General features: G+C 61.5%; 23 protein-coding genes. 10 read left to right on the plus strand and 13 right to left on the minus strand.

All coding sequences use genetic code 11. From position 1 onward, the window contains the following. From N6L27_RS10920 to ccoG, 3 genes are read right to left on the minus strand one after another with little or no spacing between them, the layout of a single operon-like run. Positions 1-2178 (minus strand): heavy metal translocating P-type ATPase, encoded by a 2178-nt coding sequence (locus N6L27_RS10920; RefSeq protein WP_271907277.1) that lies wholly within the window; start codon positions 2176-2178, stop codon positions 1-3. Between the two features lie 5 nt (positions 2179-2183). Further along, positions 2184-2648: a FixH family protein gene (locus tag N6L27_RS10925; RefSeq protein WP_271907278.1), complete on the minus strand. Its 465-nt coding sequence runs from the start codon at positions 2646-2648 to the stop codon at positions 2184-2186. 3 nt (positions 2649-2651) lie between these two features. Next, complete coding sequence (ccoG, locus tag N6L27_RS10930) at positions 2652-4082, minus strand: cytochrome c oxidase accessory protein CcoG (protein WP_271907279.1); 1431 nt, start codon at positions 4080-4082, stop codon at positions 2652-2654. Between the two features lie 336 nt (positions 4083-4418). Between ccoG and N6L27_RS10935 the strand changes: the two genes are divergently transcribed. Further along, on the plus strand, positions 4419-4865 hold the full coding sequence (locus N6L27_RS10935) for a PRC-barrel domain-containing protein (protein ID WP_271907280.1): 447 nt from the start codon (positions 4419-4421) through the stop codon (positions 4863-4865). A gap of 177 nt (positions 4866-5042) precedes the next feature. Here the strand turns inward: N6L27_RS10935 and N6L27_RS10940 are convergent, their stop codons facing one another. Then, complete coding sequence (locus N6L27_RS10940; protein ID WP_271907281.1) at positions 5043-5630, minus strand: exopolysaccharide biosynthesis protein; 588 nt, start codon at positions 5628-5630, stop codon at positions 5043-5045. Between the two features lie 205 nt (positions 5631-5835). Between N6L27_RS10940 and N6L27_RS10945 the strand changes: the two genes are divergently transcribed. Together N6L27_RS10945 and N6L27_RS10950 are read left to right on the plus strand one after the other, a co-directional pair. Beyond that, positions 5836-6324: a hypothetical protein gene (locus tag N6L27_RS10945; protein ID WP_271907282.1), complete on the plus strand. Its 489-nt coding sequence runs from the start codon at positions 5836-5838 to the stop codon at positions 6322-6324. Positions 6325-6334: 10 nt separating this feature from the next. Beyond that, entirely contained in the window at positions 6335-6460 is a 126-nt protein-coding gene (locus N6L27_RS10950) for an entericidin (protein ID WP_271907283.1), read from the plus strand. Positions 6461-6579: 119 nt separating this feature from the next. Here the strand turns inward: N6L27_RS10950 and N6L27_RS10955 are convergent, their stop codons facing one another. The 4 genes from N6L27_RS10955 to N6L27_RS10970 are packed head-to-tail and all read right to left on the minus strand — an operon-like array spanning position 6580 to position 10555. After that, entirely contained in the window at positions 6580-8067 is a 1488-nt protein-coding gene (locus N6L27_RS10955; RefSeq protein ID WP_271907284.1) for a phospholipase D family protein, read from the minus strand. Then, on the minus strand, positions 8042-9814 hold the full coding sequence (locus N6L27_RS10960) for a sensor histidine kinase (protein WP_271907285.1): 1773 nt from the start codon (positions 9812-9814) through the stop codon (positions 8042-8044). The genes N6L27_RS10955 and N6L27_RS10960 overlap by 26 nt, the downstream gene beginning before the upstream one ends. Then, on the minus strand, positions 9811-10368 hold the full coding sequence (locus N6L27_RS10965; RefSeq protein WP_271907286.1) for an RNA polymerase sigma factor: 558 nt from the start codon (positions 10366-10368) through the stop codon (positions 9811-9813). Before N6L27_RS10965 ends, N6L27_RS10960 begins: the two co-directional genes overlap by 4 nt. Next, positions 10361-10555, minus strand: a complete 195-nt coding sequence (locus N6L27_RS10970; RefSeq protein ID WP_271907287.1) for a NepR family anti-sigma factor — start codon at positions 10553-10555, stop codon at positions 10361-10363. Before N6L27_RS10970 ends, N6L27_RS10965 begins: the two co-directional genes overlap by 8 nt. A 93-nt stretch (positions 10556-10648) precedes the next feature. On the opposite strand from N6L27_RS10970, the gene N6L27_RS10975 reads away from it, so the two are divergent. Then, positions 10649-11464, plus strand: coding sequence for a response regulator (locus N6L27_RS10975; RefSeq protein ID WP_271907288.1), 816 nt, complete (start codon positions 10649-10651; stop codon positions 11462-11464). Between the two features lie 156 nt (positions 11465-11620). Here N6L27_RS10975 and N6L27_RS10980 read toward each other — a convergent pair whose 3' ends face one another. The 3 genes from N6L27_RS10980 to N6L27_RS10990 all read right to left on the minus strand — a co-directional run bounded on the left by N6L27_RS10980 (position 11621) and on the right by N6L27_RS10990 (position 13308). After that, positions 11621-12118, minus strand: a complete 498-nt coding sequence (locus N6L27_RS10980) for a Dps family protein (protein ID WP_271907289.1) — start codon at positions 12116-12118, stop codon at positions 11621-11623. A gap of 119 nt (positions 12119-12237) precedes the next feature. Further along, a complete protein-coding gene (locus tag N6L27_RS10985; RefSeq protein WP_271907290.1) occupies positions 12238-12408 on the minus strand; it encodes a DUF1328 domain-containing protein in 171 nt (56 codons plus the stop codon). A 168-nt stretch (positions 12409-12576) separates the two neighbouring features. Further along, entirely contained in the window at positions 12577-13308 is a 732-nt protein-coding gene (locus N6L27_RS10990; RefSeq protein ID WP_271907291.1) for a Crp/Fnr family transcriptional regulator, read from the minus strand. Between the two features lie 88 nt (positions 13309-13396). Between N6L27_RS10990 and N6L27_RS10995 the strand changes: the two genes are divergently transcribed. From N6L27_RS10995 to N6L27_RS11005, 3 genes are all read left to right on the plus strand, one after another. Beyond that, positions 13397-13816: a hypothetical protein gene (locus N6L27_RS10995; RefSeq protein WP_271907292.1), complete on the plus strand. Its 420-nt coding sequence runs from the start codon at positions 13397-13399 to the stop codon at positions 13814-13816. Between the two features lie 39 nt (positions 13817-13855). Beyond that, positions 13856-14029 carry a DUF1328 domain-containing protein gene (locus tag N6L27_RS11000; RefSeq protein WP_271907293.1) on the plus strand — a complete coding sequence of 58 codons (174 nt, stop codon included), beginning with the start codon at positions 13856-13858 and terminating at the stop codon, positions 14027-14029. 259 nt (positions 14030-14288) lie between these two features. Beyond that, positions 14289-15329 carry a radical SAM/SPASM domain-containing protein gene (locus N6L27_RS11005; protein WP_271907294.1) on the plus strand — a complete coding sequence of 347 codons (1041 nt, stop codon included), beginning with the start codon at positions 14289-14291 and terminating at the stop codon, positions 15327-15329. Positions 15330-15383: 54 nt separating this feature from the next. Here N6L27_RS11005 and N6L27_RS11010 read toward each other — a convergent pair whose 3' ends face one another. Continuing rightward, positions 15384-16181, minus strand: coding sequence for a phytanoyl-CoA dioxygenase family protein (locus tag N6L27_RS11010; RefSeq protein ID WP_271907295.1), 798 nt, complete (start codon positions 16179-16181; stop codon positions 15384-15386). Between the two features lie 99 nt (positions 16182-16280). On the opposite strand from N6L27_RS11010, the gene N6L27_RS11015 reads away from it, so the two are divergent. Beyond that, on the plus strand, positions 16281-17213 hold the full coding sequence (locus N6L27_RS11015) for a LysR family transcriptional regulator (RefSeq protein ID WP_271907296.1): 933 nt from the start codon (positions 16281-16283) through the stop codon (positions 17211-17213). Here the strand turns inward: N6L27_RS11015 and irrA are convergent. Further along, positions 17178-17594, minus strand: a complete 417-nt coding sequence (irrA, locus tag N6L27_RS11020; protein ID WP_271907297.1) for an iron response transcriptional regulator IrrA — start codon at positions 17592-17594, stop codon at positions 17178-17180. The genes N6L27_RS11015 and irrA overlap by 36 nt on opposite strands. A 215-nt stretch (positions 17595-17809) precedes the next feature. Between irrA and fabA the strand changes: the two genes are divergently transcribed. Both fabA and fabB read left to right on the plus strand, forming a co-directional pair. Then, positions 17810-18319 carry a bifunctional 3-hydroxydecanoyl-ACP dehydratase/trans-2-decenoyl-ACP isomerase gene (fabA, locus tag N6L27_RS11025; RefSeq protein ID WP_019297189.1) on the plus strand — a complete coding sequence of 170 codons (510 nt, stop codon included), beginning with the start codon at positions 17810-17812 and terminating at the stop codon, positions 18317-18319. A 45-nt stretch (positions 18320-18364) separates the two neighbouring features. Next, positions 18365-19594, plus strand: coding sequence for a beta-ketoacyl-ACP synthase I (gene fabB, locus N6L27_RS11030; RefSeq protein ID WP_271907298.1), 1230 nt, complete (start codon positions 18365-18367; stop codon positions 19592-19594).

Genomic DNA, 19594 nt, shown 5'->3' on the forward strand with positions numbered 1-19594 from the left:
TCAGCGCAGCCGCAGCGCGTTGAGGGAAACGGTTATGGAAGAGGTAGACATCGCCAGCGCTGCAATCAAGGGCGTTGCCAGCCCGGCGATGGCCAGCGGCACAGCAATCACGTTGTAGAGCGTGGCAATGCGGAAGTTCTCGCGGATGCGGCGGGTGGCCTTTTGCGCCACGCCGCAGGCCTCGGCAATCGGCTCAAGGTCCTGCCCCAGCAGCACGATATCGGAGGCAACACGCGCCGCGTCCAGGGCAGAGGCCGGGGAGATGGAGACATGTGCAGCTGCCAGCGCCGCGGTATCGTTGAGGCCATCGCCCACCATCAGCACCTTTTGGCCCTGATCCGTCAGCAACTGGACCCGGGCGGATTTGTCCGCAGGCAGCGCCTCAGCCACCCATTTGGAAATGCCGAGCCGCACAGCCAGATCCTCTACTGCGCCGACGGTGTCACCGGAGATCAGCAGCACATCCTTGCCCGCCTCCTTCAGCGCCTGCACGGCTTCTGCCGCGCCGGGCCGCAGCGCGTCGGTGAACAGGAAGGGTTTGGCCGCCCCTGCCCCGCCGTCGAGCCAGGCAGCGGTCTGGCTGCCCTGCGCGGCCCCGATCCAGGCCGCACGGCCCAGCCGGACGCGGGCGCCGCGGTACAGGCCCTCAGCGCCATAACCCGGCACTTCGGTTATGTCCTGCACGGCAGCAGGCTTGATCCCGGCCGCGCGCGCGGCGCGGGACAGTGCCACCGACAGCGGATGGGAGGAGCCTTCGGCCAGTGCCAGGGCAATTTCAAGATCAGCGCGGGCATGGTTGCCCAGGTTGGTGACTTCCGGCGTGCCGGCAGTCAGCGTCCCGGTCTTGTCAAAGACCACGGTATCCACTTCTGCCAGCCGCTCCAGCGCGGTGGCGTGCTTGATCAGCATGCCTTTCTTGAAAAGCCGGCCCGAGGCTGCAGTTGTCACTGCAGGCACTGCAAGACCCAGCGCGCAGGGGCAGGTGATGATCAGCACCGCGGCGGCAATGTTCAGCGCCGTGCGGATGTCGAAGGTGTAGAGATACCAGCCCGCAAAGGCGAGCGCCGACAGGATGTGGACACCGGGCGCATAGAGTTTTGCTGCACTGTCGGCCAGCGACGTGTAGCGGGAACGGCCGGATTCCGCGATGGCCACCAGATCAGTCATGCGGTGCAGCGAGGTGTCTTCTCCCACTGCAGTTGCGCGGATAGTCAGCGGGCCGGTCAGGTTCACTTCACCTGCAGAGACTGCCAGCCCCGGTTCTGCAAAGACCGGCAGGGTTTCCCCCGTCAGCAGCGAGCGGTCGAGTTCAGACCGGCCGGAAACGATCTCGCCATCCACCGGCATCCGTCCGCCTGGGCGCACCAGAATCAGGTCGCCGATGCCCAGATCCGCCACCGGCACCTCGTATTCGTCACCGTCCAGCAGCCGGATGGCACGGGGCACTTCCAGCGCCGCCAGTTCCTCCGCTGCGGAGCGTGCCACCGCACGGGTGCGGTAATCCAGATAGCGGCCCGCCAGCAGGAAAAACGTGAGCGTCAGTGCCGCATCGAAATAGGCGTGCTCGCCTGACAGGAAGGTCTCCCATAGCGATGTGACCAACGCCAGCACCAGCGCCAGGACGATCGGCACATCCATGTTGAGACGCCTGACGCGCAGCGCGCTCCAGGCGTTGGCAAAGAAGGGCTGCGCAGAGAAGATGATCGCCGGGAAGGTGATCGCGGCGGAAATCCAGTGAAACATGTCCCGCGTCGCGTCAGACGCCCCGGACCAGACCGAAACCGACAGAAGCATCACGTTCATGGAGGCGAAGAAGGCCACCGCCAGCCGCATCAGCAAATCCCGCCCGGCCTTGTCGTTCTGGGTGGCCGCCAGCGCCGCGAGATCCAGTTCATGCGCCTCGAAACCGGCCCGCTCCAGTACCGGAATCAGATCGGCGGCGCGCACATCCGGCTCCGCCTCAATCAGCGCCCGTTTCAGGGTCAGGTTCACCCGCGCCGAATGGATGCCCGGATGGGCGTTCAGCTCCCTTTCCACTGTTGAAATACAGGCCTGGCAGTGGATGCCTGGCAGGGACAGCGCCAGCCGTGCTTCGGTCGGCGCCTGTTCTGCCCCGCCATGCGGAGCGGCAACACAAGCGGGACAAGCGGCCAGCGAGGGGCGGAGCTGCGCGGTCATCGCGGTCAGCCTTTCACATGCAGGATCACCCGCTGGGTGAATTCGGTGCCATCCTTGGCCCGGGCCACCATACGGATGTTCCAGTTGCCCGGGCCCAGATCAGCCGGCGCCACATAGGCCTGGCCGTCAAAGGTGAACTCCGGCTTCTGGTCGTCCTGCACATGGGTTGCGCGGCCGAGCGTTGCTGTCAGCTTGGCGACCTTGACCGGGACACCTTCGGCGTCGGTGATCTCCAGCTTGACCTGATCGCCCTGAGAGGATGCATAGACCGACCAGCCCAGCGCCTCCTGCGCAGAGCGGCGCTGGTCAAACTCCTGGCTGGCGACATAAGAGTTCTTCACCTCAAGCCCCGGAAAGGTCTTTACTGCATTGACCGCCAGGATGATGTTCACTCCGATGATCACCGCAAAGGCGCCGCCGAACAGCATCAGGGCGTGCTTGCCGGTAAATTCGCGTTCGCGCTTGGCCATGGCTCAGTTCCCCTTGCCGTTAAAGCTGGTGTCCTTGTGGGCCCGTTCCCCGTTTATCAGATCCTCGACCCAGATGCGAACCGGGGTGCTGGAGGCCTGTGACGGCGCGGAGCCCTTGGCGGAGACAATATAGACCCGCTGCAGCAGCGCTGTATCCGCCGGCACGTTCACCGAATGATAAACGGTGCCTTCCAATTGCAGGCGCATCGCCGGGTCGCCCTTGATCGACAGTTTGAACACCCGGTCCTCGCCATGCTTGTTGCGCAGGCGCACGTCATAGGTATTGCGGATCGAGCCGTCCGACAGGGTTACAAAGGTCGGGTTGCGTTCCGGTGCGACGGTCAGTTCGATGTCGGAGCGGATGAACAGCGCAAACAGCAGCCCCACCCCCACCAGCGACCACATGCTGGTATACATGATGGTGCGCGGGCGCAGGATGTGCTTCCAGATATTCTTGGGCGGCTGGCCTTCGCGCTCCAGCGTCTCGTCCGACAGCGCCATATAGTCGATCAGGCCGCGCGGCTTGCCGATCTTGGCCATCACATCATCGCAGGCGTCGATGCACAGCGCGCAGGTGATGCACTCCATCTGCTGTCCGTCGCGGATGTCGATGCCCACGGGGCAGACGTTGACGCAGGCCATGCAGTCGATGCAGTCGCCCTGCCCTTCAGCGACCTGGCCCTTCTTCAGCTTGCCGCGCGGCTCCCCCCGCCATTCGCGGTAGCCGACGGTCAGCGTGTCTTCATCCATCATCGCCGCCTGGATGCGCGGCCAGGGGCAGGCGTAGATGCAGATCTGCTCGCGCGCGAAGCCGCCGAACAGGAAGGTGGTCGCGGTCAGGATCAGCATCGTCGAATAGGCAATGGGGTGCGCGTTCAGCGTCACCAGATCATAGGCCAGCGTCGGCGCGTCAGCGAAATAGAAGACCCAAGCGCCCCCGGTGGCGAGTCCGATCAGGAACCAGGCCACCCATTTGGTCACCCGCAGGCGCGCCTTGCGGAAATCCATTTTCTTCTGCCGGTGAAGGCGCAGGCGGGCGTTGCGGTCGCCCTCAATCCACCGTTCCACCAGGATAAACAGGTCGGTCCAGACCGTTTGCGGGCAGGCGTAACCGCACCAGACCCGGCCCAGCGCCGAGGTGAACAGGAAAAGTCCAAGCCCGGCCATGATCAAAAGACCCGCTACGAAATAGAACTCATGCGGCCAGATCTCGATCCAGAAAAAGTAGAACCGGCGGTTTGCCAGATCCAGAAGCACCGCCTGGTCCGGCAGCGACGGCCCGCGGTCCCAGCGGATCCAGGGGGTCAGGTAGTAAATCCCCAGCGTCACCGCCATGATGTACCACTTCAGGTTTCGGAACTTGCCGGACACGCGCCGCGGGAAAATTGGCTCTCTGGCGGCGTAAAGGCTGGGGGCCGGTTTGGAATCGCTCACGGACTCTCTCCGTCTTGTGGCAGTGCTGCCGCCCTTGTCACAGAAGCAAAGTGCCGGAACTTTGACGTGGATCAAAAAGCGCATCACACAATCATGTTTTCCGGCCCGGTCTTGCCCTCCGGAGCGGTATTCCGCCACCTATGCCTGTGCCTTCCGTGCTGCCAGAGGCAAGTTGCCGCAGAAGCCGGAAACACAGCGTTGAGGCGCTTTCCTGTGCGCCTCTTAGATGCAGTTTTTCTTGAATTTTCGAGGTCTACGGGAACCTTCCCGGCTTGAGCGGGTTGAGGGGGTGCTTAACACGCGCTCTGAAATGCGGAACACTCAGGAGATCAACCAATGAAACATCTTACGCTTTCGGCTTCGCTGATCATCGCTGCTGCGGTTCCTGCGGCCTCCGGCACGGATGGAGGCATTTCCGCAAACAGCCCGCTCAGCGGCGGCACGGCTTCCGGGGGCGGCATTGCGGCCCTGATATCCGGCGCCGACGGGCCTGCGATGGAGCCGCTGGGCATGAATGAGGTCACGGCTTCGGAGCTGACCGGCGCCCCGGCCTATGACGCCAAGGACGAGCATATTGGCGAACTCTCGCAGGTCGTGGTGAACACCAATGGTGGCGTCGAAGCCGTCATCATCGATGTGGGCGGGTTTCTAGGCTTCGGCGAAAAGCCGGTCGAGCTGTCGATGGGCGATATCGAGATCGTGCAGGCCGAAACTGACGTGCGTGTCTTCACCCATCTGACTCGCGAGCAACTGGAAGCCTTGCCGGACTACCGGCCGGGATAAGATACAGAAATCGTGGCGGCCTGCTGGCCGGCATGATCACCTCCGCTTGTTTGTCTTCCCCGGTTCCGGGTTCCTGCCTCGTACCGGAGTCCCGGGGGATTTCACTGCCAAGCGGCCTGCAAGACCGGGTTCCCGACGGAGCCCGGTCTTTTTCCCTCTGGCCGGAGCGCATGCCAATCAAACAAATCCCGACGCGATCGCGGCAGCTGCGGCAAAGAGCGCGGCAAGCGTGATCAAGGCAATCAGCCCGTCGCGGGTCAGCATGGACACAGCCAGAAGGCTGACAATGCCGCCCAGCACCGATGAGGAGAACGGGACAATTTCCAGCAGGGGCATCAGAGCACCGCAGATCAGGCAAACGGTCTGGATGAGAGTGAGAAAAGGCTGGCGGGTCAGCAATGCCAGCCGCTTGCCCGAATGGCGGTCCATCCAGCGCACGCTACCGCGTAGTGCTGCTGCCCCCTTGCGCACGGCATCAGCCTGGATCCTGCGGCGGCCCAGCCAGCCGGGGATCCACAGGTGCCGTCGTCCCATCAGCATCTGGACCGAGATCAGGCAGATCAGAGCACCGCAGGCGGAAGAGAACAGCGGCACCCCGCTGAGCGGTGTGACCACAGCCATGGCCGGGACGGCCAGCACCGCCGGAAGCGAACTCTGCCCCAGTTTCTCGGCAAACCGGCTGACAGTAAAGCCGCCGCGGTTTCTGCGCGCAAGGCTGCTGGTTTTCTTCAGAACATGTTCAACGGGCTGTTTCGCTGATGTCATCTTGCCCCCCTTTTCTCTGGCTGTTCCGGTTTACAGGGGCAACGCGCCTTCCGGTTTGAAGTTCCAAGTGCCTGATTTTCGCAAAAATCCGCCTACGCAGTGTTGGCCGGGCCGACCGCCGGATTTTTGCCGGAACCTTTCGTCTGCCTGTCGCGTTCTGTCGGTGCATCCCCAAGCGGGACACAACTGGAAAGGAACATCGACGATGAAACATCTGATCCGCACCACTGCTCTTGTCGCAGCCATGGCAACCGCCGCTACCGCTGGCTCCATGGTCTCAGAAATCGACGTGACCGCCGATCTGAGCGCGGTTGAGAACTATCCGGCAGCAAAAGTCTGGACCAGCCTCGAAACCGACCTGGAAACCGCCCTGGCAGAGAAGCTGGTGGGACAGATCGCTGAAGCCGGCGCTGAGGACGCGGCAGAAATCCATGTGGAGATCGACTCGGTGGCAATGGCCAGCAATTTCGAGCAGGCTCTGGGTGTCGGCGAATGGGTGCTGAAGGGCGATGTGGACATCGATATGGCCGACGCTTCCAAAGATCTACGCTATGACCTGACCGTGTCCGCCGACCAGCTGAACGCCTACTATCCTGAAGGCACCGATCCCGCAGCCGTGACCGTTGACAGCGACCTGTTCTACAATGCCGTCATTGATGCCTTTGCCGGCAATGTGGCCTCGAAACTGCAATAAGGAGGCCAGCATGCGTATCCTGATAGCTATGCTTGCAATGGCGGGCCTGGCGGCCTGCGAGACTGCAGAAGGTTTCGGCAGGGATGTGTCGAACCTTGGCAACGAAATCACCGAGGAATCGCAGGAAGCTCAATAAGGCTTACGGAATTTCCTCCCGTCCCGAAGGCCCGGTGCAGTGCTGCACCGGGCCTTTTTCATGGGCATGAACACTTGATTGCAAAGCTCTTGGGCACCTGTGGCAGAAGACAGTGCCAGTCAGACAATGTCTTCCGTAGCACCCGGCAGGGGCTGCTGCAGTTCTGCCATCCTGTCCGGCTGATGCGGCACCAGCAGCCCGCGCCGGGCCTCGGGGCGGCGCACCTGGTTGCGGCGGATTTCCTGCTGCCACCAGGCGGCAGCGCTGGCCGGATCCAATGCCTCCTCCGGCAAGTCTTCCTGCCACCAGTGCCGGGCCAGCACCTGCCAGAGCTGCCCGATCCGGTCCTTGCCAGTGATGCGCAAAGCTGCCTCGGTATCCCAGCGCATTGACCGCCCGTTGAGGTTGGCCGACCCCACCAGGGCAAAATCCCTGTCAGTGATGAGCGCCTTGCTGTGCACGTAAATCAGCGGCGAGCCCGCAAGGGTCGAAGGCGCATCCCGCGCGGCCATCCGGCGCTGCACCGGGCTGGCGATACAGGCACGGGACCCAAAGGCTGAACTCACGGTCTCAAGCGCCTCCGCCTGCAGCGCCATGCCATAGCGGGCATCAAGCTCCTGATTGCCATCGAAGGCAACATCTTCCGGCAGGCCGGGAAGGATGAGGATCAGCGACAATGCGGGATTGCGGCGGGCTGCATCTGCCAGCCCCCGGGCAATGACGCTGGAGCGCAGAAACTGGGTTTCCAGATAGATCAGGCGGCGGGCAGCGGCAAAAGCGGCCAGGTGATCTTCCTCGATTTCGCGCAGAACGGTTTTTGGCGACAGCGCCCAGAAGCCCGCACGGCGCGGAACTGACAACGTCCGCCGGATGTGTTTGCGGACAGGCGGCGGCCTGCGTCCGGCGATATCATCCAGAAAGCTATCAAGATGATCAGCGGCTTCCTCAGCCTCGGGGCCGCGCAACAGCAATTGCACATCCGCCCATGTTTTGAACGCAGGCTGGTCGTGGGTGATGGTGTCATACCGGCGGTGGTTCTGATCCAGCCCGCCGATGTAGAGAACCTGCCGGTCGATCACCGCTACCTTCTGGTGATGAGAGACGGGAAAAAGCTGCGGCAAACTGCGGTTCGCAGGGGAGGGCCTGAGCCGCCGCGGAAGCTTGCGAAGCTTGCGGATCACAAAAGGTGAAAACGCCAGCCGCGGCAGCAAGCCTGCCCGTGCCGGATGCAGCGCCGCGGTCACCGACAGGCGCGCAGCCGCTTCCGGCGCAAGGCCACAGGCAATCTCCCTGGCCTGGGCAAGCGTGTTTTGCGCCGCCGCATGCAGCGGGGCCGCCATCACCGGGTCAAAGTCGCTCACCACCAAGCGGACCTGAACGCCGCGCCGCAGGGCGTCTGCAATCAGTTCTGCCCAGGTTTCTCCTGTTTTTCTGCCTTCCGGGCTTAGCAGCCGGGTCGCGAAATCGAACAGCCGGAAGCTCGCAATGATTTCCTGCTTGGCCTCCAGGACCGCACGCTCGAACGCCGGCCAGGCCTGTTCAGCCGTGACCAGAACTGAAAATTCCGGGCCGCTGAAGCCATCACGCTGCGGGTTCTTCTGCGTCATGATCCTGTTCTGTGTCCCTTGCGGCTGGCGGAACTGCACCGGCGGCAACGGGAAAACCCAGCCGGTAGGTGTAGGCTGTCTCTGTCTCGCCGGTAGTGGCGATGCCGTCAAGCTGCGCCGTAAAGGCCATCATCAGCCGAGCGCCGATGCCGGTGCCTTGAATGGCTTCTTCCTCCGCGGCCAGCGGCTGGCCCTTGGTATTGGTGATTTCAAGCTCAAGCCAATCTGGCGCCGTTTCATGCAGGCGGACATCAATGCGCGGGCGTCCTCCATCAGGCACACCCAGGTACTTGACTGCATTGGTCATCGCCTCCGACACCAGCATCGAAAGCGTAACGCCCTGATCCTGGCTCAGCGGCACAGGCGCGAGGTCGGTTTCGATCATAATCTCCTGCCCCGTCCCGGCGTTCATCGACCCGATCTCCGTGATCAGCTCTTGAACAAGGTCGCGGCTGTCGACCGTCGTGATATCCGGGTTGGTGTTCAGGCTGCGATGTATGGTGGCCAGCCCGCGCACCCGGCGCTGCAGCTGCGACAGCATCCGGCGGGCTTCGGGCGTCTGTGCGGTGCGGCCCTGCATGTTCATGATCGAGGCGACCAGCTGGAGGTTGTTCTTGACCCGGTGGTGCACCTCCCGCAGCAGGATCGTCTTTTCTTCCAGGTCCAGTTCGCGCCGCCGTTCTGCCTCGCTCAGGATGGCAACCATCCTGTTGAAGGACTGCTCTGCTTCCTCGAACTCACGCGGCGGGTTGAGGAGTTCCAGCCTCGGGTCTTCACGCTCCCCCAGTGCATAGCGGCGCATTGCGCGGCGCAGCGCACTGAGGTGGCGGATGACCATTTGCTGCAGGCCAAGGACGGCCACGGAAATCCCTGCAAGCCACATCAGGACCGGAAAAGCGATCGTCATCAGGGAGGCGGGGTTTCTGGCCGCGGTCATGGCGTTTTCCACCGGCCAGCTGCCTACAACCGAAACCTGGCCGGGAAGGATACCGCTGACAGCAAAGAACCGTTCGCTGCCTGAACGGTCATCCTCAAAAAAGGTCTCCCCGGTATGCGCCAGCAGGTCCCGCCGCGGCACGGAAACGGGCAGCACTTGGGCCGCCTCCTCTTCCGGCACGCTGGACGAAAGAATTTCGCCCTGCGCGTCGATCGTCACATACTGAATTCCCCGGTCCGGCCAGTTATTGCCGGAACCGGCTGCGGAAACCTTGTGCGGAATGGCGATGGACACATAACCCAGCAAAATGCCGTCGCGCTGCACCGGGCTGGTGGCCAGCAGGAACGAGCCGCCCTCCCCCAACAAGTCGCGGCCCAAAGCAAAGGACAATTGTGCTGTCTGGCGGGCTTTCAGATACATCCACCGCTCAGACACGTCCCGCGACTTGCCGTCGGATGCGCAAATCATCCGGCCATCCGGCGTGATGAATGCCGCAAAGGTGAACGGATTCGGGCCTTCCGTGAAAGCTTGCAGAAGACCGCTGCAGGCGCGGCGGTCGTCCAGAACCGGAAGTATAGCCGCCGCGACCCCTTCTGTAGCACCGCCAGCACGCTGCAGCAGTTCGCGTTCCCTGGATGCCGCCCGTTCGGTCTGGTCAAGCAAAGACGCATGCGACAGCCGGGTGGCCTCATCAACAACAGCATTGGTCTGATAGAGCGCGATCAGGCCCAGCGGCAGCAGCGCAAAGGTCATCAGCGCTGCGAGCCGCACCAGAAGCCCCCCCGCCTGCAACCGCGGCATTGAGATCATGCGGCGCTCTGCTGCGCGACGATTCCGGCGGTCACGGTGTCGGTCAGCTCAATCTGACCGTCTTCGTCCAGATCCATCAGCTCAGCCAGACGGGCGCGGGCGCGGTTCACACGGCTTTTTATGGTGCCGGTTTTCACGCCGCACATTTCGGCGGCCTCATCGTAGGAAAAGCCGCCTGCGCCGACCAGCACCAGGGCCTCGCGCTGCTCATCGTTCAATTGGGCAAAGGCAACCTGAAAATCGCGCATGTGAAGCCGACCGTCGTGATCTGGCTTTTGCGCCAGGCTGCCGGACAGTGCCCCGTCGGCATCCTCGACCTCACGCTTGCGCTTGCGGCGCAGCGAATAAAAGGTGTTACGCAGGATGGTGAAGAGCCAGGCCCGCATGTTGGAGCCTGCTTCGAATTTTTCGATATTGGTCCAGGCCTTGACCAGCGTGTCCTGAACCAGGTCATCAGCGGTGGCGCCGTTCCGGGTCAGGCTGATTGCGAATGCCCGCAATGCGCCCAAGTGGTTGACCAGGTCGTCCCTGGGGTTAGGCTGTATCTCAGTCATTGGAGGTGCTCTCCTCTGACTGCTTTGTCTTTCCCAGAGTCTCTTTTTCCTTCAGCTGCTTCAGCAGGTCAGTGAAGCGGTCCGGCACCGGTTCACTGGCGACCTGTTCGAACGCCCGCTTGAGGTTTTCATCGATTTCGCGGTCGGCCTGCTCATTCCGGGGCCGGGCACGTTGTGGCTGTGTCATGCGATCCATCAATTTTTTGCGCAGTTTCTGGAACCAAACGCGCGGCGGTGCGTATAGTTCCATATATATTGTAAAAAAAAGGAACGTCGCACAATGACCGCTCAATCGGGAGAACTGATCGCCAGCCAGATTGGCGCCAACCTGCCCTATCTGCGCCGCTATGCGCGTGCCCTGACCGGCAGCCAGAGCAGTGGCGACAAATATGCCCTGGCGGCGCTGGAGGCGATCCTGGCAGGGGAGGCCGAGTATGACAGCAACCTGTCACCCAAGGCAGCCCTGTTCCGGGTCTTCCACGCAATCTGGTCCTCCACCGGCGCTCCGGCAGGCGAGGATGAGGACGATTCCGGGCTTGCCGCCAAAGCGCAAAGGCACTTGCGACAGCTGACACCGAACACCCGTGAAGCTTTGCTGCTGCATACCATCGAAGAATTCAGCGCCGCCAGTACCGGCATCATCATGGGGGTCAGTGAAGATGAGGCATCCGATCTGATTTCAATCGCTTACGAGGAAATGTCACGCGCCACTGCCGGGCGGGTGATGATCATCGAGGACGAAGCCGTTATTGCGATGGATCTGGAGGCAATTGTCACCGGTATGGGTCACAGCGTCACGGGTATCGCCCGCACTGAATCTCAGGCGATGGAGCTTGCATCCAGTGCGCCTGCGGAACTTGTGCTCTCTGATATCCAGCTCGCCGATAATTCTAGCGGTATAGATGCTGTGAACGGCATTCTGCAACAACACGGCGACCGCCCGGTGATTTTCATAACCGCCTACCCGGAACGGCTGCTGACCGGGGAAGGCCCCGAACCGGCCTTTCTGATTTCCAAGCCTTATACAGAGGAGCAAGTCCGCTCTGCCGTAAGTCAGGCGATGTTCTTTTCTTCCACGGAAACACTGAAAGTCTGAAAGCTGCTCACGACTTTGCAAAGTAATCCCCGGACCGCCACTGCGGTCCGGTTTTCTTTTGCGAGCTGCAAAAAAGCCCTTAGTCATTGGTCTGACCAAGGGCTTTGCAATGCCCTGCCCAGCAAAGCGGGGCAGGACGCCGGGACTGCTTTTAACTTACGACTTGGCGATTGCACGCAGCATCCAAGCTGCCTGCTCGTGGAAGGCAGACCGTGCGGTTGCCAGATCCTCTGTCACGATGTCGCGGCGGCGGCTTGCCAGTTCCGCAAGCGCGTGCATGCGGTGGGCAATGCGCTCATGGCTTGACGCCAGATCCTGCGCCATCTCACCGGCGCTCAAGTCGCCGCAGGGATCTTCGATCTTGGACCGGCTCAGGATTTCGCCCATACGAGACGGTGCCAAATGCCCCAAGGCGCGGATTCGCTCTGCCAGCTGATCAGCGGCGGAGAACATGTTCTCATACTGGTCTTCGGTCAGCTTGTGCATCGAAAAAAAGGCCGGGCCCTCCACATTCCAGTGGCAGGCGTGGGTCTTGAAAACCAAACGGTAGGTATCTGCAAGCACATCCGCCAAGCCGTCAGCAATTGCGCCGGTGTCCCGGACACCGGTCTCAACTTTGTCGGGGCTTGGTACGGCGGTCAGTGCGCCAGTCATGGGAAACTCCTTTTCCTGTTGCAAGTTACTTACTGGAAAGTCAACGCAAGCGGGGCCTGATCGTTCCGCCCCGCCAGCAAGAAAATGCCGCCCATCTGCAGAACGCCCCGCACCCGCTTTCATCGGGAAGCGCCGCGAAGCAGCCGGACGATCAACGCTGCCGCGAAGAGAAGCACAAAGATGTAGAACAGGATCTGTGCGATCCCTGCGGAGGCCGTGGCGATGCCGCTAAATCCGAAGATTCCGGCGATGATTGCAACGGCCAGGAAGACAATTGCCCAGTAAAGCATGCCATCTCCTTTCTGTTGCTGGTTTCACCTACCCAACCCGCGGCCGCTGGAATTGTTCCAATCCACGGGGAGCACATTTCCTGAAAATCGTTGCGGCCTCCCTGCAGGGCGTCGTGCAATGCACTTGCTCAATCGCAAACACGAGAAGGCAGGCCGCTTCTGGCCACGTCAGATCAGCGGCCGGATTTCAGGGGCGGACTCCTCGATCAGCGCCATTTCGGCGAGCGCTGGAATACTTCTGATCTTCAGCATCCCGTTCTGCCATTCGGCCAGCTTGGTATCACGCAGGGCCTTCAGCATTTTGTTTGTGTGCACCAGGGACAGCCCCAGCGCATCTGCCAGGTCCTGCTGACGGTAGGGGAGCGGCACCGCGCTCTTGACCTCCATTCCCACGGCCTTCAGCCTTTCATAAATACGTACCAGCGCCCAGGCGATGCGCTGCCGGGCATCGCGCTGGCCTAACGAGGCAATGGTCTCGCCAAGGAAGTGTTCCTCTACCGCTGCAATCCACGTCAGGTCGTATGCGCGTTCTGGATGCTGCTGGAACAGCTCGAATAGCGCGGACCGGCGAAACACACAGAGCGTCATGCTGGTGGTTGCTTCGACGGAATGCTTCATCTCGCCCATCAGCCCTGCCTGAAGCCCGGCGAAATCGCCCGGAAAAAGGAAGTTGATTACCTGCCGTCGGCCGTTTTCCAACGTCTTGTAGCGCGTGCCCATGCCCTTGAGGACAGTAAAAAGCTGCGGGCTGTTTGAACCTTCCAGAAGGATGGTTGTGCCTGCATCCACCACCATTTCTCCGGTTTTGAAGGATTGAGTGAAGGCGACCTCCTCGCGCGACATTGGCGTGAAAATGGTGCGTTTGCGCAGCGGGCAGTTCTGACAGGCGGTCGCAGACATCATTTTTTCCCCTTCCATCGTATGTCACAGTTTAATGCGCCCGAAGCCCAAAAGTTCCAAACTCGCAGGCCAAATGGGGAGCGAAGCAATGGAGTGGCTGAACCGCGAAAGCGCACCTGTCTACCTGATTGCGTCCAGAAATTTTCTGGTCACCTGCGATATCTGCGACACCATTCTGGACTTTGATCCAGCTGCCGAGATCAATGTGCAGAGCAGCCAGAGCGCGGCGCTGCCATTTCTGTCACGCTACCGCAGGATCGCAGTGGCTTTCATGGAATGCGGATCCGAAATGATTGCCCGGTTCGGGATTGACCAGACCGTTCGCAGCCGTGGCGGCAGGCTGGTCCTGATGGGCAGTAGAGCCGAGCGGGAATTGGAAAGGCAATCCCGGAAGCTGCGGTGGCCGGTGCTCTCCAGGCCTGTGTCGACGCAGATGATTATTGGGCATCTGATGCCCCCGGACGAGCGGTCTGGGAACAAATCCGGTGTCTGCGGGTTGACAACCTGAACGCTGCTTCCGGCAGCCCCGTTGAAAAGGAGAAACGACATGCTTGGTTGGGCATTTACATTTCTGGTGATCGCATTGGTCGCAGCACTGCTCGGGTTCGGCGGAATTGCAGGAGCGTCGGCCGGCATAGCGAAGATCCTATTCGTCATCTTCCTGATCCTCTTTGTTGTCGCGATGGTTGCGCGCGCAGTGAAGGGCAAGCCTCCCGTGTAAGACCTCTCAAACGCTGCGACCCCGGGGATCTTTCATTCTCCGGAACTCGCGGTGCCGGATGACGGTTACCCGGGGGGAGCCGTCATCCGTCCTGATTTGACCTGAGCCGCGTCGCCGCCGAATCCGCCGACCTGCGCAGACCGCCCCCGGTTCCAGCTCAAACTCACGCTTTGCTCACGCGGCGTTACCCGTCAGGCACTTGCCACCCGGGCCAAGGGCATTAAGGTTGTTCCCGCACGCAAAAATCGGAGACGGCCAAATGCAAGATCTCACTCCCGCCCCGGACCTCAAGCCGGTCTCTGCACAGCCGGACCTGCCGGACAATCCTCCGGGGCTGCACGAGCGGGCACTGCATTTTCTGGCCCGGTTCCTTCCACTTGCCTATTTCCGGCGCCCGCCCAAAATCATCATCATCGACGCAACCAATAGCTGCAACCTGCGTTGCCCGGTCTGCCCTGTGACGTTTGCAATGAAGCGCAAGCGCGGCATGATGAAGCCGCATGTGTTCCGCAAGATCATCGACGACTTCAAGGATCAGCGGGAAAAGCCTGCGATTTATTTCAGCTTCTCAGGTGAGCCGACGCTGCACAAGGATTTGCCGGATTTCATCGCCTACGCCCATGACAACGGTCATGACACCTACCTGTCGACCAACGCCACCCGCCTTACGCCTCAAATGAGCGAGCGGCTGATCCGATCCGGGCTCGCCCGGGTGAACCTGTGCATGGACGGTTTTTCCAAGGAAGCGCAGGAGACCTACCGGGTCAATTCCGACTTCGATGACGTCAAGGCCAGCATCGAGGAATTCCTGAACATAAAAAAACAGATCGGCTCCAAGTCGCCTGTTACCGTGCTGCAGACATTGCTGACCAGTTATTCCGAACCGCAGATGGACGAGATGGAGGCCTGGGCCAAGGAGGCCGGTTTTGACCGGGTCCGGTTCAAGACCTTTTCGATCGGCTCCTACACCTCTGCCGACCAGAAGCGCGAGTTTGCGCATTTCCTGCCGCGGCAGAAGGAGCTGCGCCGCCATCCGCGCCACACCAGCCATGCCATGTGCACGGTGCCGCTGTTTCAGTCGGTGGTGTTCTGGAACGGCGATCTGGGCCTGTGCTGCATCGACTATGATCAGGTGATTCAGCTGCCCAACGTCGAGAAAGACGGCTTCCTGGCCGCCTACCGCTCGGATGAGGCTGCCCGCGCCCGCAAGCGCGGCTTCCTCAAGCAGTTCGGCATCTGCAAGACCTGTTCGTTTTCAAATGCCGAAAACATGGGCATCCGCCGCGACCTGAAGACGTAGACCCGGCGGACAGCTTTTTTTCAAGTACTCTGAGGGGGAAACGCCCCCTCTCCATTACCTCTGCAGCAGGATCGGGAACCAATCCTGGCGCAGGCGCTGGCCGGGCTGCATCTCGTGGCCCGGGAACGGTGGCGAAGTGCGGCCCGGGCGCTCCACATAACGGGCATCATCCCCCACCAGCCGCAGCGAGAATGCACGGCGGCGCGATGCGGAGGTATTGCCGCGGGCGCCGTGCAGGATCTTATAGTTGAAGGCCACTGCATCGCCGGGCTGCATCGGGTATTCCAGCACGGTCATACCTTCGGCATCCGGATCCGGGACAGCCATGTACTGGCCCTCATCCGGGAAGAAGTCCTCTTCCGACACCCAGCGGGTCGGCAGCACCTCCTTCTCCCATTTGTGGGAGCCTGCCACACACCGCAGCGCAGCTTCCTTCACCTCGTCCAGCGGCGACCAGAAGCTGATGGTCTGTTCTCCCTCGACAAAGTAGTAGGGGCCATCCTGGTGCCATGGGGTCGGCATCGATGTGCCCGGTTCCTTGACCAGAACATGGTCATGGAACATCTGAACCGAAGCGGATTTCATCAGATCGGCGGCGACTTCGGCCACGGGCGACTGCTCGATCGCCTGCTGAAATTCAGGGATCCGGGTCCAGTTGCAGTAGTCGTCAAAGAACCGGCCGGTCTGGCCGGCCTTTTCGTTGTTCGAGGCATAGGGACCGGGGTTGTCCATATTTGCTGCAATGCCTGCGCGCAGCAGCTCGACCTGGTCTGCAAACAGCCCGCGGATCAGGACCACGCCGTCACGCTGAAATTGTTCGACATGCTCCGGGGTGATGAGGGGGTGGACCATTTCTGCCTCCGCTGCTGAATGATGCAATTCTGATGCGCCATTCCTGCCGTGGAGAAGGCATAGTTTCAAATCATATATTTCTAATATACCCTTCACTCTATGTTATATCTTACCCTGCGCCACTACGAATATATCTGTGCTGTGGCACGGCACGGCAGCCTTTCAGCGGCGGCGGATGCCGTCCATGTCAGCCAGCCAGCGCTCTCCGCAGCATTAAGCCGGATCGAGGACCATTTGGGCCATCCGCTGTTCCTGCGCCGCCGCGGGGCGGCGCTGGCGATGACGCCGCAAGGCAGACTGTTTGCAAAGAAAGCCCAGGCGCTGCTGGAACAGGCTGCCCTTCTGGAGGATCCTGAAGCTGCGGGCGCCGGGCAAAAGAGGCTGGTGCTGGTCTGTTTTTCCGACCTTGCCCCTTTCCTGCTGGCGCCCGCCCTGAAGGCCCTGCGCCTGGCCATGCCAGAGGTTGAGATCAGCCACCAGGCCTGCGGTTTTAAGCCTCTGATCACAGCCTTGTCAGAGGGCGAGGCGGATCTGGCGATAACCTATGACCTAGGACTGGACGCGGGTTTCAGCCGGGCGGAATTGCAGCGGCTGTCACCGCATGCGCTGGTGCCGCCGGACCATCCGCTGGCCGGCTTCGGTGGTATTTCTCTAACAGAGCTGGCGGAGCACCCGCTGGTGCTGTCACAAGAGGGTCTGTCGGTGCACCATATGCTGGGGCTGTTCAAAACGCACGGACTGGTGCCGCGGATTGCGCACCGGGCGGATTCGCTGGAGCTTCTGCGAAGCCTCGCGGCCAATGGCGAAGGTGTCGGCATCAGCTACAGCTTGCCTCCATGCGGGAAGAGCTATGACGGCAAAGCCTTGAGCGCAGTTCGGGTCACAGACGCGGGAGCTGAAGAGCCGGTGATTCTGGCCGCACATGCTGACCTGCCGGAGACGTCCGTCGCGCATCAGGCGCATGGCGTTCTGAAAGAGGTGCTGAGCGCCCCCCGTTCAGACCTTGCGCAGACGGATCACCACGTCGACTGAGGCGATCTCCATCCCCTCCGGTGCTTCCGGCAGCTTGTGGATCACCAGTTCCTGCGCGGGGGCATCGCTGACGCGGCCCTCATCCTCCCAGAAGAAATGGGGGTGGTCGTGGGTATTGGTGTCGAAATAGCTTTTGGAGCCGTCCAGCGGGATTTCCTGCAGCACGCCGGCATCGCAGAACGCGCGCAGGGTGTTGTAGACGGTGGCCAAAGACACAGCAGCACCGTTTTTCTTGGCCGACTCGAACAAGCTTTCGGCGGTGATATGGCGGTGCTTGCCGTCGCCCACCAGCAATTCGGCAAGCGCAACCCGCTGCCGGGTGGGTCTCAGCCCGGCTTCTGTCAGCCAGCGTGTGGCCACTTCTTCGGTGTTTGGCGTCATGAGCAGGTCCTGCGTCGCGTTGCTGACCGTATATATAGGAGCAACACCCCGGGTTTTTCAAATGAAATTCATTCGCAGCTGGCAAGCCTTTTCCGGGGCTTCTGTGGCACAATCAGTGCAGGAAGTGACGCGGGGTACCCTTGCAGGACCCTTTGGCCGGGTGTTACAGGGATCCAGATATATATACACGAACCTCAGGCAGGAGATGCGCCCGAATGGCCGATTACCCCAGCAGCTTTGACAAGGACGATTTGCTGAAATGCGCGCGGGGCGAGTTGTTCGGACCCGGCAACGCCCAGCTGCCGGCACCGCCGATGCTGATGATGGACCGCATCACCGAGATTTCCGGCGACGGCGGCGAGCATGGCAAGGGCCATGTGATTGCTGAGTTCGACATCACCCCGGACCTTTGGTTCTTTGACTGCCACTTCCCCGGCAACCCGATCATGCCCGGCTGCCTGGGCCTTGACGGCCTGTGGCAGCTGACCGGCTTTAATCTGGGCTGGCGCGGCTGGCTGGGCCGCGGCTACGCACTGGGTGTGGGTGAAGTGAAGCTGACCGGCATGGTGCGCCCGGACCGCAAGATGCTGACTTACCGCGTTAACTTCACCAAGGCCGTGCAGACCCGCCGCCTGACCATGGGTGTCGCCGACGGTATCGTCGAAGCGGACGGTGAAGTGATCTATCAGGTCAAGGATATGAAAGTGGCCCTGTCCGAAAGCTGATACGCTCTCCGGCAGAACATAAGTCACAGAAACAGGAGTACGCACATGCGCCGCGTCGTCGTCACCGGTTTGGGGATTGTCTCCTCCATCGGGAACAATGCTGAAGAGGTCACCGCTTCCTTGAAGGCTGGAAAATCCGGCATCGTTGCCAGCCCTGAAATGACCGAGCACGGCTTCCGCAGCCAGGTGGCCGGAACGCTGAAAATCGACGTGGCTGAGCATGTGGACAAGCGCACCCTGCGTTTCATGGGTCCCGGTGCTGCCTATGCTCATATCGCGATGAGCCAGGCGATTGCCGATGCGGGCTTGTCTGAAGACCAGGTAGTGAACGAGCGCACCGGTCTGGTGGCGGGTTCCGGCGGGCCGTCGACTTCTGCCATGCTGACCGCGCATCAAACCGTTCTGAAGTCCGGCGCGACCAAGCGGATCGGTCCGTTTGCGGTGCCGAAATGCATGTCCTCGACGATTTCCGCCAATCTGGCGACGGCCTTCAAGATCAAGGGCATCAACTACTCCATAACCTCGGCCTGCTCGACCTCCCTGCACTGCATCGGCAATGCGGCGGAGCAGATCATGATGGGCAAGCAGGACGTGATGTTTGCAGGCGGCGGCGAGGAACTGGACTGGACCCTCAGCTGCCTGTTCGACGCCATGGGCGCGATGTCCTCCAAAAAGAACGACGAGCCGGAGAAAGCCTCCCGCGCCTTTGATCAGGATCGCGACGGTTTCGTGATCTCCGGCGGCGGCGGCATTGTGGTGCTGGAGGATCTGGAGCACGCGCTGGCCCGCGGCGCCAAGATCTATGCCGAGGTGACGGGCTTTGCCGCGACTTCCGACGGTCACGACATGGTCGCGCCGTCCGGTGAGGGCGGTGAGCGGGCGATGCGTCTGGCACTGTCGACCCTGCCGGAAGGCCGCAAAGTGGATTACATCAACGCGCACGGCACTTCGACCCCGGTTGGTGATGTCGGTGAAGTCGAAGCCGCCCGCCGTGTCTTTGGCGAGGGCAAAGTGCCTCCGATCTCCTCGACCAAGTCGATGACCGGCCACGCGCAGGGTGCGGCCGGTGCTTTGGAGGCGATCTTCTGCCTCCTTATGCTGGACAACGATTTCATTACCCCGTCGATCAATGTCGACACCCTCGCCGAAGGCATCCTGCCGGGTGAGATTGCCACCAGCCTGGTGGAAAACGCAGGCCTCGACTCGGTGATGACCAACAGCTTCGGCTTTGGCGGCACCAACGGCTCGATGGTTCTGAGCAAGTACAAGGGATAA

It is taken from the genome of Leisingera sp. SS27 (genome assembly GCF_028368855.1).
GTDB lineage: Bacteria > Pseudomonadota > Alphaproteobacteria > Rhodobacterales > Rhodobacteraceae > Leisingera.